The 13,302-nt window shown below is 72.3% G+C and carries 15 protein-coding genes; 2 read left to right on the top strand and 13 right to left on the bottom strand.

Annotated elements, in window-relative coordinates:
* Positions 1 to 3 precede the first annotated feature (3 nt).
* The 5 genes from ACH34Q_RS01995 to ACH34Q_RS01975 form a co-directional block, all read right to left on the bottom strand.
* Positions 4 to 660, bottom strand: coding sequence for a response regulator (locus ACH34Q_RS01995; protein ID WP_395980931.1), 657 nt, complete (start codon positions 658 to 660; stop codon positions 4 to 6).
* Entirely contained in the window at positions 657 to 1,799 is a 1,143-nt protein-coding gene (locus ACH34Q_RS01990; protein WP_395980930.1) for a sensor histidine kinase, read from the bottom strand. Before ACH34Q_RS01990 ends, ACH34Q_RS01995 begins: the two co-directional genes overlap by 4 nt.
* 10 nt (positions 1,800 to 1,809) lie before the next feature.
* On the bottom strand, positions 1,810 to 2,040 hold the full coding sequence (locus tag ACH34Q_RS01985) for a hypothetical protein (RefSeq protein ID WP_395980929.1): 231 nt from the start codon (positions 2,038 to 2,040) through the stop codon (positions 1,810 to 1,812).
* A 172-nt stretch (positions 2,041 to 2,212) separates the two neighbouring features.
* Positions 2,213 to 3,232, bottom strand: coding sequence for an ABC transporter permease subunit (locus ACH34Q_RS01980; protein ID WP_395980928.1), 1,020 nt, complete (start codon positions 3,230 to 3,232; stop codon positions 2,213 to 2,215).
* A complete protein-coding gene (locus ACH34Q_RS01975) occupies positions 3,229 to 4,014 on the bottom strand; it encodes an ATP-binding cassette domain-containing protein (protein WP_395981074.1) in 786 nt (261 codons plus the stop codon). Before ACH34Q_RS01975 ends, ACH34Q_RS01980 begins: the two co-directional genes overlap by 4 nt.
* 69 nt (positions 4,015 to 4,083) lie before the next feature.
* Here ACH34Q_RS01975 and ACH34Q_RS01970 point away from each other — a divergent pair, with 69 nt between their 5' ends.
* Positions 4,084 to 5,790 (top strand): recombinase family protein, encoded by a 1,707-nt coding sequence (locus ACH34Q_RS01970; protein ID WP_395980927.1) that lies wholly within the window; start codon positions 4,084 to 4,086, stop codon positions 5,788 to 5,790.
* Positions 5,791 to 6,215: 425 nt separating this feature from the next.
* On the opposite strand, the gene ACH34Q_RS01965 is transcribed toward ACH34Q_RS01970, so the two are convergent.
* From ACH34Q_RS01965 to ACH34Q_RS01930, 8 genes are all read right to left on the bottom strand, one after another.
* Positions 6,216 to 7,139: a hypothetical protein gene (locus ACH34Q_RS01965; RefSeq protein ID WP_395980926.1), complete on the bottom strand. Its 924-nt coding sequence runs from the start codon at positions 7,137 to 7,139 to the stop codon at positions 6,216 to 6,218.
* Complete coding sequence (locus tag ACH34Q_RS01960; protein WP_395980925.1) at positions 7,132 to 7,500, bottom strand: DUF4282 domain-containing protein; 369 nt, start codon at positions 7,498 to 7,500, stop codon at positions 7,132 to 7,134. The genes ACH34Q_RS01965 and ACH34Q_RS01960 overlap by 8 nt, the downstream gene beginning before the upstream one ends.
* Positions 7,497 to 7,715, bottom strand: coding sequence for a hypothetical protein (locus tag ACH34Q_RS01955; protein WP_395980924.1), 219 nt, complete (start codon positions 7,713 to 7,715; stop codon positions 7,497 to 7,499). The genes ACH34Q_RS01960 and ACH34Q_RS01955 overlap by 4 nt, the downstream gene beginning before the upstream one ends.
* The gene (locus ACH34Q_RS01950; protein ID WP_395980923.1) at positions 7,708 to 9,207 is read right to left on the bottom strand and encodes a replication initiator; all 1,500 of its coding nucleotides are present in this window, start codon (positions 9,205 to 9,207) and stop codon (positions 7,708 to 7,710) included. The genes ACH34Q_RS01955 and ACH34Q_RS01950 overlap by 8 nt, the downstream gene beginning before the upstream one ends.
* Positions 9,208 to 9,257: 50 nt before the next feature.
* Positions 9,258 to 9,593, bottom strand: a complete 336-nt coding sequence (locus ACH34Q_RS01945) for a hypothetical protein (protein WP_395980922.1) — start codon at positions 9,591 to 9,593, stop codon at positions 9,258 to 9,260.
* Positions 9,594 to 9,700: 107 nt separating this feature from the next.
* Positions 9,701 to 11,038: an FtsK/SpoIIIE domain-containing protein gene (locus tag ACH34Q_RS01940; protein ID WP_395980921.1), complete on the bottom strand. Its 1,338-nt coding sequence runs from the start codon at positions 11,036 to 11,038 to the stop codon at positions 9,701 to 9,703.
* Positions 11,039 to 11,124: 86 nt separating this feature from the next.
* Positions 11,125 to 11,862 (bottom strand): hypothetical protein, encoded by a 738-nt coding sequence (locus ACH34Q_RS01935; protein ID WP_395980920.1) that lies wholly within the window; start codon positions 11,860 to 11,862, stop codon positions 11,125 to 11,127.
* A complete protein-coding gene (locus ACH34Q_RS01930) occupies positions 11,862 to 12,233 on the bottom strand; it encodes a hypothetical protein (protein WP_395980919.1) in 372 nt (123 codons plus the stop codon). The genes ACH34Q_RS01935 and ACH34Q_RS01930 overlap by 1 nt, the downstream gene beginning before the upstream one ends.
* A gap of 162 nt (positions 12,234 to 12,395) precedes the next feature.
* On the opposite strand from ACH34Q_RS01930, the gene ACH34Q_RS01925 reads away from it, so the two are divergent.
* A complete protein-coding gene (locus ACH34Q_RS01925) occupies positions 12,396 to 13,256 on the top strand; it encodes a GntR family transcriptional regulator (RefSeq protein ID WP_395980918.1) in 861 nt (286 codons plus the stop codon).
* Positions 13,257 to 13,302 lie beyond the last annotated feature (46 nt).

The following is a 13,302-nucleotide window of genomic DNA, read 5'->3' as shown; positions in this document are numbered from 1 at the left end:
GCGCTATCGGGTGTCGATGAGCCGGTTCTCCCACGCCCACGCGGCGATCCCCACCCGGTTGCGTACCCCCAGCTTGGTCTGAACGGCCGACACATGGCCCTTGACAGTGCTCAGCGAGATGAACAGCTCCGCGGCGATCTCCTGATTGCTGCGGCCGCGCGCGAGGACCCGGACGACCTCGAGTTCGCGGTCCGACAGCGGCGGGGACTGCCCGGCGCCGGACGGTGCCGAGATGGCCGTCAGGTGCCGCAGCAGCCGGACGGTGACCGACGGCGAGACCAGCGCCTCGCCGTTGTGGGCGGCGCGTACCGCCTCGACGAGCAGGGCGGGCCCGGCGTCCTTGAGGACGAATCCCACCGCACCCCCGCGCAGCGCCCCGTACACGTACTCGTCGAGGTCGAACGTGGTGACCACGACGACCCGCATCGGGGCGGGTACACCGGGGCCGGCCAGCGCGCGGGTCACCTCGATGCCGTCGAGCCGGGGCATCCTGATGTCCACCAGGCACACGTCGGGGCGCAGCCGCCGGGCCATGGCGACCGCCTCGGCCCCGTCGGGCGCCTCCCCGACGACGCTGATGTCGGGCTGGTCCTCCAGGATCAGCCGCAGTCCGCGGCGGATCATCGCCTGGTCGTCGGCGAGCAGGACCGAGATGGTCATCGGGGCTCCGTGGTGGGGACGGGCAGGGCCGCTCGTACGGACCAGCCGGCATCGGGCCGCGGCCCGGTGCGCAGCGAGCCGCCGAGCGTCTCGACGCGTTCGCGCATGCCGATCAGGCCGTACCCGCCGCGGTGGTGCCGGGCCGGGGGCGCCGGGGCGTCGTCGGTGACCTCGACGGTGACCCCCTGCGCGTCCTGCTCGACGATCACCGTGACGGACCCGGCCTTGGGCGCGTGCCGCAGGACGTTCGTCAACGCCTCCTGGACGACGCGGTACACGGTGGTCGTCACTTCCGGCGGCCACTCGGTGTCCCCGTCCGGCACGCTCAGCCGCACCTCTGGGCCCTGCTTTCGGAAACGCTCCACCAACTCGTCGAGCCGTTCCTGCCTGGGGTACGCCGCCGCGTCATCGGCGTCGCGCAGCAGCCCGACGACCCGCCGCATCGCGGCCAGGGCGTCGGTGCCGGCGGCCTCCATCTCGCTGAGGTACCCGGTCACCTGCTCCGGGTTCCGCCGCGCGACCACCTGTGCGCCCTGCGCCTGGACGACCATGCCCGTGATGTGGTGGGCCACGACGTCGTGCAGTTCCCGGGCCAACTCCAGCCGCTCGTCGCGGCGTACCTGCTCTGCGGCGGCGGACGACCGCGCGTCCAGCAGCCGCAGCGCCAGCCCGGCCCCGACGCCGCCCAGCCAGACCATGCCGTCCAGCGCCGTCACCGCCGCGATGCGGGTGGACGGTGGCCCGGCGGCGAGCTGACCGGCGATGATCACTGCTGGCCCGGCGGACGCGATGGCACCGGCCGGTACGGGCGGGAGGGCCCGGAGCGCGGAGCAGGTCAGCACCGCCAGACCCAGGGTCATGGCGGGGCTGGGTTCGGCGGGAAGATCGGGGCCCGCCACGCGGGTGACCACGATCGCCGCCGCCGCGACGCAGAGCCCCGCGACCGCCGCCCAGAGCGGCCGGCGCAGCCCCAGCAGCGCCGGCAGGCACACCGCCACCGCGAAGACGCCGCCCGGCACCCAGTACCAGGAGCCCCAACTCTGCGCGATGGCGGCGGCCTGCACGGCGATCGCCGCGAAGAACACAATGCCGAGCCCGGTCACGGAGGCGAACCGGACCCATCCCCCCGAACCCGTCACGGCGACCAGGCTATCGATCCGCCGTCCGGCGGTGCCGGACGGCAGCGAACGCGCGCGGCAGCGGCCCGATGACGAGACTCCCGACCAGCAGCATGGTGGCCATGGTCGTCACGTCGGTGGGCCCGGACACCCAGCTGAACGCGATCACCGCGACACCGCCCGCGGCGATGGCGACGGCGGGTACCACGGGCAGCGCTCTGAGCGAGGAGCCGATGAGCACGGCGAGGGCCAGGGCCGCCATGGGCGACGGCTCTTGCGGCAGTTCGCCGGCCCGGGAAACCCCGACGGCGACGGCATTCCGCCAGCCTTCGATGGTGTCGGACGGACGACTCGTTCAGGAACATTCGCAGGTTGCACGTGGGGATCCTTCTCGGTGTCCACAGCCCGGACGGGGGTCGGTGAGAACGGTCGGTTCAGGCGCGCCTGACGCGCCGGAGGGCGATGGCGATGAGGATTCCGCCGGCCACCAGGTAGAGCCCGGTCTCGATCAGCTGGAACACCCAGTAACGGCCGCTCGGCTGGTACTCGATGTCAACGTGCAGGCCGAGCTTGGACAGGCACACCGCGGTGTCGCCGAAGGTGCCGCCGGCGCCGGTCTTCGGTGCGGTGTCGAGGCAGCCGTTGAACGCGCTGTCGGCGACCGTCCGCCCGTCCGCGGTACGCAGCGGGCTGATCCCGCTGATCCAGGCGTCGGGTGCGCCGGGCACCCGCAGGCCGCCGATGGAGGGTGCGCCGGTGATGCTGCCCAGGCTCCTGGCCTCGTTGATGTTCTGCGCGGTCATCGGCAGGGTCGTTCTCTCGGGCGGTAGGAAATGCGGCCGCACCATGTTCGGCACCGAGAACTGGACCACCAGGAAGACGACGCCGGTGATGGCCATCGCCGGGAGCGTCCGGCGTACGAGCAGGCCCACGATCGTGCCGAGGGTGAAGGCGAGGAAGGCGTAGCCGATCGGGACGATGTTGCGGGCACCGAACTCCACCGCGCCGAACCGGTCGGCGGCGACCTGATCGTACGGCGAGGCCGCCCAGGTGAGCAGCAGCCCGGCCAGGCCCGTCAGGACCATCGCGGCCGAGCCGACGAACGCCATCCTGGCGATCAGCCAGCGGCGGCGGGTCATGCTCTGGTTCCAGACCAGGCGGTGGGTGCCGAGTTCCAGTTCCCGGGCGATCAGCGGCGCCCCCCAGAACGTTCCGATGATGACGGGGATCAGCCCGAGCCCGCCGGCCACGAAGAGCAACGTGTTGTGATAGCCGCTCTGGAACTGGCTCCTCGCCTGCGCGCAGGCGCCGGGGTCGGAACACCGGGACCGGTAGCCGTCGTACGCGTCCCGGATCTCCACGCCGAGATACAGCAGGTAGGCGGCGATCAGGGCGAGCCCGACGGCGCCGGCGAGCGCCTGGAGGCGGAACTGCCGCCAGTTCAACCAGATCATCGCGATCCCTCCCCGGCGGCGGCCCCGACGGAAACGGCGGGCGCGGCGTTCGCCCGGGACATGTAGCCGAGCACCAGCTCCTCGAGCGTGACGGGCTCGACCGGACACGGGATCGACGACGGCGGCAGCCCGGTGCGTACCAGGACACGGCTGTACCGGCCGTCGTGCTCCATCCGGATGACCTCGACACCGCCGGGCAGGCTGTCGAGCGCGCCTCGGGGCGCGATCAGCCGGTGGTGGCCGGCGAGCAGGGCCCGGACATCGCCGGCGACCTGGACCCGTGCCCCGCACAGCACGATGAGGTGGTCGCAGACCTGCTCGATGTCGCTGAGCAGGTGCGACGACAGCACGGCGCCCGCGCCGAGTTCGGCGACGAACCCCACCAGGTTCGCCATGAACCCCCGGCGCGCCAGCGGGTCCAGCGCGGCCGCCGGCTCATCGAAGATCAGCAGTTCGGGGCGCTTGGCGGCGGCGATCGTCATCGCCAGCTGCGCGCGCTGGCCGCCCGACAGCCGTCCCGCCTTCTGGCCCGGATTCAGCCCGGCCTGCGAGACGCGCCGTTCGGCCAGCGCCTGGTCCCAGGACGGGTTCAGGCGCGCGCCCAGGCGCAGATGGTCGGCCACGCTGAACGACGGGTACACGGGAGTGTCCTGCGCGACGAACCCGACCCGGGCCAGGTGCGCGGCACTCTCCGCCGGCCGGGATCCCAGCACGCGCAGCGAGCCGGACGTCGGTTCCAGCAGCCCGCAGGCCAGGTTCAGCAGCGTCGACTTCCCGGACAGGTGGTTCCAACACTTCTTTTGGGAAGAATTGCAGGTAGAAGGGCACGGAGGCGAGCAGGAGGCGACGGGATGAGCGAGATGGGAACCGCGACGAAGACGGCCGAGGCGACCGAGGTGGACAAGGCCGACCGGATCAGGGTCGCGCAGGTTCGGGAGGCTATGGCCAGCGCCGCCGCGATGGAGATCAACGGCTTTGCGGGACGGTGGAGCGAGACCGGTCACGAATGGTCCGCGACCGGGGCCGAGGCGACGGAGACCGACACGATTGCGCTTGTGCGGATCAGCGACGCCGAGCCCGGAGACGTGGACGGAGTGGCGCGGCAAGTGGTCGCCGCGATCGATCACGCGGCCAGCAAGCGCCAGCGAATCGGGCTCATTCTGGTGGAGAACGACACCAGCGCGTTCAAGCGCCGCAAGATCACCCTTCCCAGCGGGGAGCGCCAGCTACGCACGATCCGGCCGCAGTTCCGTAAGACGCTGCGTCTGTTGGAGTCCGGTCGGTGGCCGATGTTCCTGTCGGTGCATCTGGACCGGACCGTTCGGGACCCGCGTGACTTGGAGGACCTGATTGACGTGGTCGAGCAGAGCCGCCCGCGCATCGTGGTCGATTCGGTGACCGGAAGTCTCCGGTTGGCTTGTGACGCCGATATCACCATGGCCCGGATCATGTGCGCGATCGCCAACCAGGCCAGCCGGGACACCGCGCGCCGGGTGAGCGACAAGCGCCGTGGTCTGGCCGAGGAAGGCCGGTCCGGCGGTGGCAGCGTCCGCTACGGATTCCACCCTGATGGCACCGTGCGCCAGGACGAGGCCCGATGGATCCGGGGCGCCGCAGACAAGGCGCTTGGAGACGTCCCGTTGCGGGAACTCACCCGCGATCTCAACGGCGAGGGATGGCGGAACCGCAAGGGAGAGCCGTGGGAGGCCCGCAACGTGCGCGGGATGCTTCTTCGACCCTGCAATGCTGGTCTGTTGGTGCATCGCAAGGTCCAAGACGACGACGGCAGCCCCTACAGGCGGGACGAAGTGGTCGGGACGTTGCCCGGAGACCCGATCATCGAGCCGGACCGGTATTGGAGCCTGGTGGCCAAACTGACCGACCCCGACCGGTGCACCACCCCGGGCAACGCCGCCAAGTGGTTCGGGTCCGGCATCTACCGGTGCCCGTGCGGTGAGGTTTTGCGGGTGCAGGCCGAGCAGCGCCAGAAGACCGACCGCCGCACCCGAGAGGTCACCATCGTTGAGCGGGAGGTCTACCGGTGCCAGGTCAACGGAGGCACCGGCCACGTGAAGGTGGAGCGCGCGCCCCTTGACGCGCTTGTGGTCGCGACGTTGAAGGAATGGGTCCGCACGTCCGACCCCGCCGACATCATCGGAACCCGGACCGCAGCCGAAGACGTCGCCGCGTTGCGCGCCGAGGTCAAGCGGCACAAGGACCGCCTGATCGAGATCGCCGAGGACTACGAGGAGGACCGCATCACGCGCGAGCAGCGCAACGAGAGCACCGCCAAGCGCCGCCGCAAGCTTGAGACCGTTCAGGCCCGCCTTGACGCGATCGCCCAGGACGAGGACCCCGCCGCCAAACTGGTGGGAGCCGACGACGTGGACGCCGCTTGGGACGAGTTGAGCTTTGGCGAACAGCGCCAGATCACCCGCCGCTTGCTCACGGTGCAGGTTCAGCCGATCGGACGGGGCAAGCGCACCCCGGTGCACGAGCGCGTGAAGATCACCCGCCGCAAGCGCCCCACGCCCGCGCCGACCGCCGAGGCAGCCTAGGACACCACCCACCCACAAGCCGATGCCCCGCCCCCCCGGAACCACCCCCCGGGAGGCGGGGCATCACCGTTCACCCTCACACGCGCCGATGGAACATCCAGGCCAGATACTCGCGTTCATCAGCGGTCAGCGGCCCCAGCTCAGCCACCGTCCGCCGCACCCACGCCCGCGCATCCTCACTCAGACCGTCCGCCGCCGCCTGATCATCCTCACCGCTGGACCGCTCATCCCCATCCCGTCGCCTCACCCCGTCGCCAGCCATCACCCCACCCACTAAGTGATCATGGTTTGGCCCTTTTGCCGGCGCCTTCCCACAAACCCCCACCCCCCGCCCTCTGGATGGAGCCGCAAGCGGCGCGTTTTCCCGGTGCGTCCCGGCCCGGCGGCACCCGGCACCATGTCGCAGGTGCGGCCGGGCAGCCTGGTCAGGCGCCGGTCACCGCGCATGCCAGGTGGCGTCCGGTCCAGGTGCACGGAGCGCCGCCTAGCCGGGTCACGGTGCGGTCCAGCAGCCGCGCGGCCTGTTGCAGTGTCGGCGCGTCGGAGGTGCCGCTTTTGCGCCACAGGTGCAGGCTTTGGATGATCACCACGTTGCCGCGCTGGGCGTAGTCGGTCACCCGCTGGACCTGGTTGGGTTCGGCCCACCCGCGCCCGTAGCTTTTGCGTTCGATCCCGCGCAGCATCGCCCAGTCCCCGCCCGAGCGTTCGCCGGTCACCCGCCACGACAGCTTGTGTTCGACCGCGTACCGGCCCCCGCTCATTGGTGTGCGCGGGTAGCGGCTGCTGGCCGGGCAGCGCTTGGCCCGCGCCCGCAGGATCCCCATCGCATGACGCGCCTGGCCCGTGTTGGCGTAGGCGACCGCGTGCACCGCGTATCCGTCCGAGACGCGCGGATTGCCGCGCGCCTTGCGCCTGCCGTGGATCTCGATCACCCGCCCGGGAATCTGCACGCCGCGCGAGTAGCACGTCGGTACGCCCTGAGGATCGTGGATCATGCCCAGCGGGTAGCGCCGCAACTTGCGGCTACCGAACGCCATGCCGGTCTCGTTCGGCTTGAGCAGCGCCCGCCGCAACTGCGCATGGCCCACCACCGGCATCACCGCACGGGTTGCCGAGGGTGCCGGACCGGTCGAGGCCGAGCGCGGGACCGCCGTCCGTTCCGGTGTCGGCAGTGCCACCGGTAGCAGCGCCGCGCCCAGCGCCGTCACCGCGACCGCCACCACGACCGCCCGCCCCAGCCACCGGACCCGGAGACGCAGGCCCCGCCCGGCCGCGTGGTCCACTCGTCGCCAGAACGCCACGTAGGCCGCCATCGCGCGCCGCCCCGCCGTTCGCACCCGTTCACTCATCACCGTTTTCCCCTTTCTGTCGCCAGCGGCCATCGGCCGCACGGTCGGCCTTGCTTGCTGCCTCGCCGTCGCTCAGTGCCCGGCCGCGTGTGAAGGCCATCAGCAGCCATTCGCACGCCACCCGGGCCAGCAGCAGGCCCACGGCCCCGGCCGCGATCACCACCGGCGCGAAGATCAGCCAGCCCGCGCCCAGCCAGCCCGACAGGCCCGCGATCAGCGCCACCCCGGCCAGCGCGCCCAGCCCCACCAGCCCGGCCGCCGCCACATACAGGCACCCCACGAGCCGGGGCGTGATCATTTGTGTGAACCGCACGTCCACCAGCCCGCGCGCCAGGCTCTTTCTCGGTCGGGGCGCGGTCACGGCCCCCACCACCCGCACGCCGAGCCGAGCCCGAACACCGGCGCCACCACCAGCAGCCCGAAGGCGACCAGTGACCACCAGGCGCGCGGGTACCGCTCGCGCAGCGGCACCCGGAACCGGAAGGTGATCCGATCCCGGCGCGAGGTGCGTCCAGGCAGCCGCAGCAGGTACCGCAGCAGGTACAGCGCCACCGCGATCCCGATCAGCTCACCCATCACCGTCACCCCCGCCCGCACTGCTCACGGTGGCGATGTCGGCCCACGCCCGGACGGCCGCGTGATCGCGCGCCAGCGTCGCCGCTAGATCGGCGTCACCCGGACGGGCCCAGCCGGTACCCAGATATCGCCAATCGCGTACCAGCACCGCGCCGCCATCGCCGCCACGGGCCCGCGCCCACGGGTCACCGGTGCCCGCCGTCTGCCCCCGTGTCCGCCACGACCGCCGGACCGTCCGCAGCGTCCCCCGGGTTACCGAGTACCACCGCGACCGTGTGGCGAAGTGGCCCCGGAATCCCAGGGTGTGCGGGTAGTCATCGAGCCGCATTCCTGCGCACTGCGGGAGGCGGGACAGCCGCCAGCACGCCACCACCAACAGCATCACGTGAGGGTTGTCCACCCGCCGACTGACCCGCTCCGCATCCCGGCGCGTGAACCGGCGAGGCGGGAGCCCACCGAGGACATCCCCGGCCGTCTTGCTCGCGTACTTGGCCAGATACGCCGCCGCCCGCCCCGGATCGGCCACGGGCGAGATGTCGAGCTGGCCGCCCCACCGCGCCACCCGCTGTCCGCCGACCTCAGGCAGCGGCACCGCCACCCGCCCAGCGGCCTCACCGATCGCCGCCGCCAGCAGTGCCGCATCGGCCCACGCCGGAGGAGCCACCACCCGCGCCGGGTCACCCGCGTGGACGCCATCCAGGCGGATCACGGCGTGCAGATGCACCGCCGCCCGCTTCTGGTATTCGGCAACCTTGACGTAGGAGACACGCAGCAGATCACGGATCGCGCGGACCGTGACCGCCGTCCCCGTCGCCGCCGACGCCAGCCGGGCCAGCGCGCGGTACAGGTAGATCACCGTCCGGCGCCATAGCTCAGGCACCGCGCCATGCCACAGCGCGTGCCCGTCGTAGTCGTAGCAGTCCCAGCACAGCGGAGCCCCCACCAGCCGGTCACCCTCACCGTGCCGCGCCTCGCACGTCTGGCGGGCACCGTGCGGGCAGACCGGGAGCCCGCCCCGAGCCCGGCACGGCCCGTCCGAACAGGTCCGGTGCACCGCCCCGAACCCGGGCGCGGTGAACGTGGCCAGCACCACCGGATGCCCACTCACCGAGGCCGGTACCGCGTCCGCCCCGCCGTCCAGGCTCGGCACCCGCCCGCGCAGCCCGGCCGCGATCATCTGCCACGTGTCGCGCCGGTACACCTCAGCGCACGCCGGACATACCGCCGTCCGCCGGTCCCCGCACGCCAGCATCAGCGCCGCATCCGGGTTGCCCGCCGTGGAGTACTCCGCCAGCACCTCACCCGTGCCCGAGTCCACCGCCGCAGCGCCGCCACGCACCCGCACCGGCCGCAGGCAGTGACCCGCATGCGCCACCTGACCCGACCACGCCCGCCACCCCTCCTCCGAGGCGACCCGCGCCAGCATCCCCTCCAGCACACCCCCGGGCACCACGTCCGGCCGGTTCGCCCCGGCCGGTGCCGCCGGCGACACTCCCTCACGGTCGCCCCTCCGGGGTGCCCTGCGGGCATCTCGACGGCCGCTCATCCCAGCGGCCCCGAACCACCCGACCCCGCCGGGCCCTCACCCCCGCCGTCACCCGGGTGATCTCTGCTCACGTCACCCGCGTCGGAGGGTTCGCCCGCGTGGCCGTAGCAGTACCGCCACAGGCACCACATCAGCGCGTAGAAGTCGGGGGAGTCGTCCTCGATCACCGGGTATCCGTGCGCGGCCAGGGCCTCGCCGACCTCACGCACCAGAGCGCCGGAGAACCGTTCATCGAAGGCCCGCGCCGGACGCTGCACCGGGAACACCCGCCCGGCCACCCGCGCCGCGCACGGGCACACCGTCGGATCCAACGGCTTATCGATCGTCGCCATGTCATCACTCCCATCAGGAAGGAGAGGGCCCCGCGCGGCCGGGCACGCTGCCGCCACCCCGCCACGCGGAGCCCAGGAAGAAAGAAGGAGAGAGAGGGAGGGGCGCCTCAGATGGAGGTTTCGCCCACTACCAGCCGCCGCAGTGCCGCACCGCGCGCGGCGATCGACCGGATGTCGTGGTCGTCGAGGTAGTACGAGCGGCACAGGCGCGGGAAGCCGCCCTCAGCCAGCAGCAGCCCCACGCCGCGTGTGTTCACGTCGATCTCGGCCGCGCTGAACCCTTTCGTAGCCCAGCCCGCGCCCAGGATCGTGTCGGAGGCGTCCCGGGTGGTGCACCGCATCGCCCACCGGTAGGCCAGCAGATCCCGATACGAGGTCTTGACCACGTCGCCCGAGGGCTTCTGTGTCGCACTGGCTTTGATCATGCCCGCCGCGCGGCCCCGCGCCGCCAGGTCGATCGCCAGCGCCGTGAACCGCTTGGCCGCCGCCCCGTCCGGATTGGCGGTGTAGAACCGCAGTTCATCGGTGGGGATCAGGTACAGCGCCCCGTCCGAGCGCCGCCACGAGCGCCGCCCCGCCGCCTCCAGCACCTCATACCGGTCGTCCATGATCGCGATCAGGTCTTCCAGGAGCGTGATCGCCTCGTCCATGTCGTTGTAGACGCAGCGGTCCATCACCGGCCGCCACAACGCCAGCTCCAGCCGTTTGGCGTCCAGCCCGCAGATCCTCACGTACGGGTCCAGTGCCGCCGCCGCCAGCACCAGCGACAGCGCCGCCGACTTGCCCGCCTCAGGCTCACCACCCAGCACCAGGTTCTTGCCGGGCAGCGTCATCGTGACCGGATCGCCCATGTCATCCACCGCCACCGGCACCGGATCCCATAGCGACACCTGACCCGAGTCCACCCACGGCCACACGATCGGCGCAGCCGCCCCCGCGCCGCCGGGACCGGCGAACGGGTCACGCCGCACGATGTCCACGTGCGCCAGGTCCGCCCGCGCCAGGTCCGGGCCGACGCGTACGTCACGTACCCGCAGCACCGCCGCCACCCGATCGGACTGCCCCGCCAGATCAGCGACCGTCGCGCCGCGCGGCACCCGCACCAGCAGCCGATCACCCGCCGGAACCTGCCGGTCCGAGCGGATACGCGGAATCCGGTCGTTCACCGTCGTCAGCCCGGCGAACCGGCACGCCCGATCCCAGCGCCGCCGCAGCCGACCCGCCCGCCACGCCCCCGCCACCCGGGCCCGAGCCCACGGGACCGCCGCCACCAGCAGCACCAGGCCGACCGGTGCGGCCACCGACCCCGGCCAGCCCCGCCGCCACCAGCCGGCCGCCGCCAGGCCCACCAGGATCAGCACGGCCGCGATCTCCCGGCGCCACAGCCAGGACGGCCGCACCACCCACAGCATCACCGCCGACCCGACCGTCAGCCGAGCCCGCACCGGCAACTCCGGCCGCTGGATCACCGGAGGCAGCCCCACCCGCCCCGGCGCATCCACCCCGCTGTAACGCCGGGACGGGCCGCCGCTCACCAGACACCCCCGCGACCCCCGCCGTGCCAGATGCCCGGTCGTCCCTCGTCCGGGCCGCCCCGAGCCAGCCGCCCGCCGGGACCTTCCCACCCCGCCACGTGGACATCTCCGGTGTCACCGCCGACCGGGCCCCGCGCTCCAGGATCCCGCAGCGTCGCCTCAGCCCCGCCCGCCGATGCCGGATCGGGCAACGTCGCCTCCATATCCCGCACCGTCGGGTCGGTCAGCGTCCCCTCGACCGCCAGCGACCGCGCGTCACCGCGAGCATGCTGCGCCCAGGCCGCCCATGCCTCATCACGCCGCGCGTGCAGGTCCTTCCACACCCCGCCCGGCACCAGGTCCAGCATCAGGTCCCGCAGCGCCGCGCCGCCGATCCGGCCGTTTTGGGGGAAGTGCACCACCCGCGATCGGCCACTCGCCGCCACGTGCAACCAGCCGTGCAACGCGTCTTGGGTGCCCTCGTTCACCCACCGCGTGCCCGCGCCGTCCAGAACCCCGCACCCCAGCGCCGCCGCCAGCACCCGCCGCCGACGCCGACCACGCACCGGCACCTGACGCAGCCACATCGGCCCCGCCGGTTCGGTCATCGCGTAGTTGACCCGCACCGGGCCCGCCGCCGAGACCGTCACCACCACCGCGCACCGCCCGTACGGCCAACCGTGCTCGGCCGCTCCCACCGCCACCGTCGCATCCGGCGGCACCACGCCGCCCCGACCGCCGACCCGGCCCGCCATCACTCGCCCGCCTTACCGGCCGCCGCCTTGCCCGTGCCGCCCGGCTTCCCGCCCGGCCCGTCCGCCGGAACCGGCCCGTCCGGCTCCAGCCGCTCGGCCGTCCACCACGTCACCGTGTCGCCCCGCCGGTCGATGGTGTTCAGCACCAGCCCCACCGGCCGCACGAACACGCCCTGCTCCAAGCCCGGGTCACCGATCAGCCCGACCTTAATCGGCGCCGACCCCGCGCCGTCCATCGCCAGCAGCCGCGCCTGAAACAGCGGCCGCCCCTCAGCGTCCGTCCGAAGCTGGCCGGACTCGAACTCCTTACGCTGTTCCGGCATGTCCGCCACCACGAACCGGAGCCCATCCATCTGCACGCGAAACTCCACCTGTGCGCCCCTTTCCCGTCCGAGAGGTACCCGACTGTGTACCTTGACCCAAAGTCTGCCGCGAGGTACAGAGCTGTAAACCCTTGCCGACACAGCCGTGTACGTTAGGCTTGATTGCGGAACGGTAAAGGCGCAGCTCACAAGTGATCCGGAACGATCGGGGTGGCCACATTGGGACACGGGGACAAGTTTGAAGCAGGGAGCGCCACCACCGGCAGCACGCCCGCGCTCTACGCCACCATCCGTGACGAGATCATCCGCGCCATCCAGGTGGGGACCTACGCCCCCGGCTCCCTGCTGCCCTCCAACACCGACATCCAACGGCGCTGGCAGGTCTCCAACAAGACGAGCCGCCGCGTGCTGACCGAGTTGGCCGAACTCGGATGGGCACGCGCCGAGGGCAGGCGCGGCTTCATCGCCACCGCCGGACCCGTTCCCTCCGGCTACGACGTCGAGGCCACCGGCCCCGACCCCGAGCCCGCCGGTACCCAGGTACCCAACTTGGTCCCTCCCACCTACGCCCCGCCGCGCCCCGCGCACACAGTGCCGCTCAGCGGGCCCCTTCCCGCGCAGTTCACCGCCGTCGCCTCAGTCCAGGCCGGAACCGAACCCGCGCCCGCCGAAGTCGCCCACGCCCTCAGGCTCTATCACCCCGGCGTCCCCATCCACGTCCGCCGCCGCGTGATCACCGACACCGCCGGAACCGTGCCACTGGAGATCCGCACCAGCTACACCATCGCCGTTCGCGAAGACAGTGCCATAGCCCAAGCCGCACCCATCCCCGAACCATGGCCCCAAGCTCTGGCCATCCACACCCCGCACGTCATCACCACCGCGCAAAGCACCGTCACCGCCCGCCACCCCACCGCCTACGAAGCCGCCACCCTGCGACTACCCCCGCACGGCATCGTGCTCGTCCGCGCCACCACCCTGCATAGCGAGCTAGGCCCGCCGATAGACCACACCCTCAGCGTCTGGCCAGCCGACACCACCACCATCCACGCCGCCGACCACCCCACCTGAACCCTGCCCCCGCTCACGCCCGCGCCGGGGCAGCGGCTTCCACGCG

The organism is Actinomadura sp. 9N407 (assembly GCF_044326315.1).
Classification (GTDB): Bacteria; Actinomycetota; Actinomycetes; order Streptosporangiales; family Streptosporangiaceae; genus Spirillospora.
This window is presented reverse-complemented; position numbering and strand designations above follow the sequence as displayed.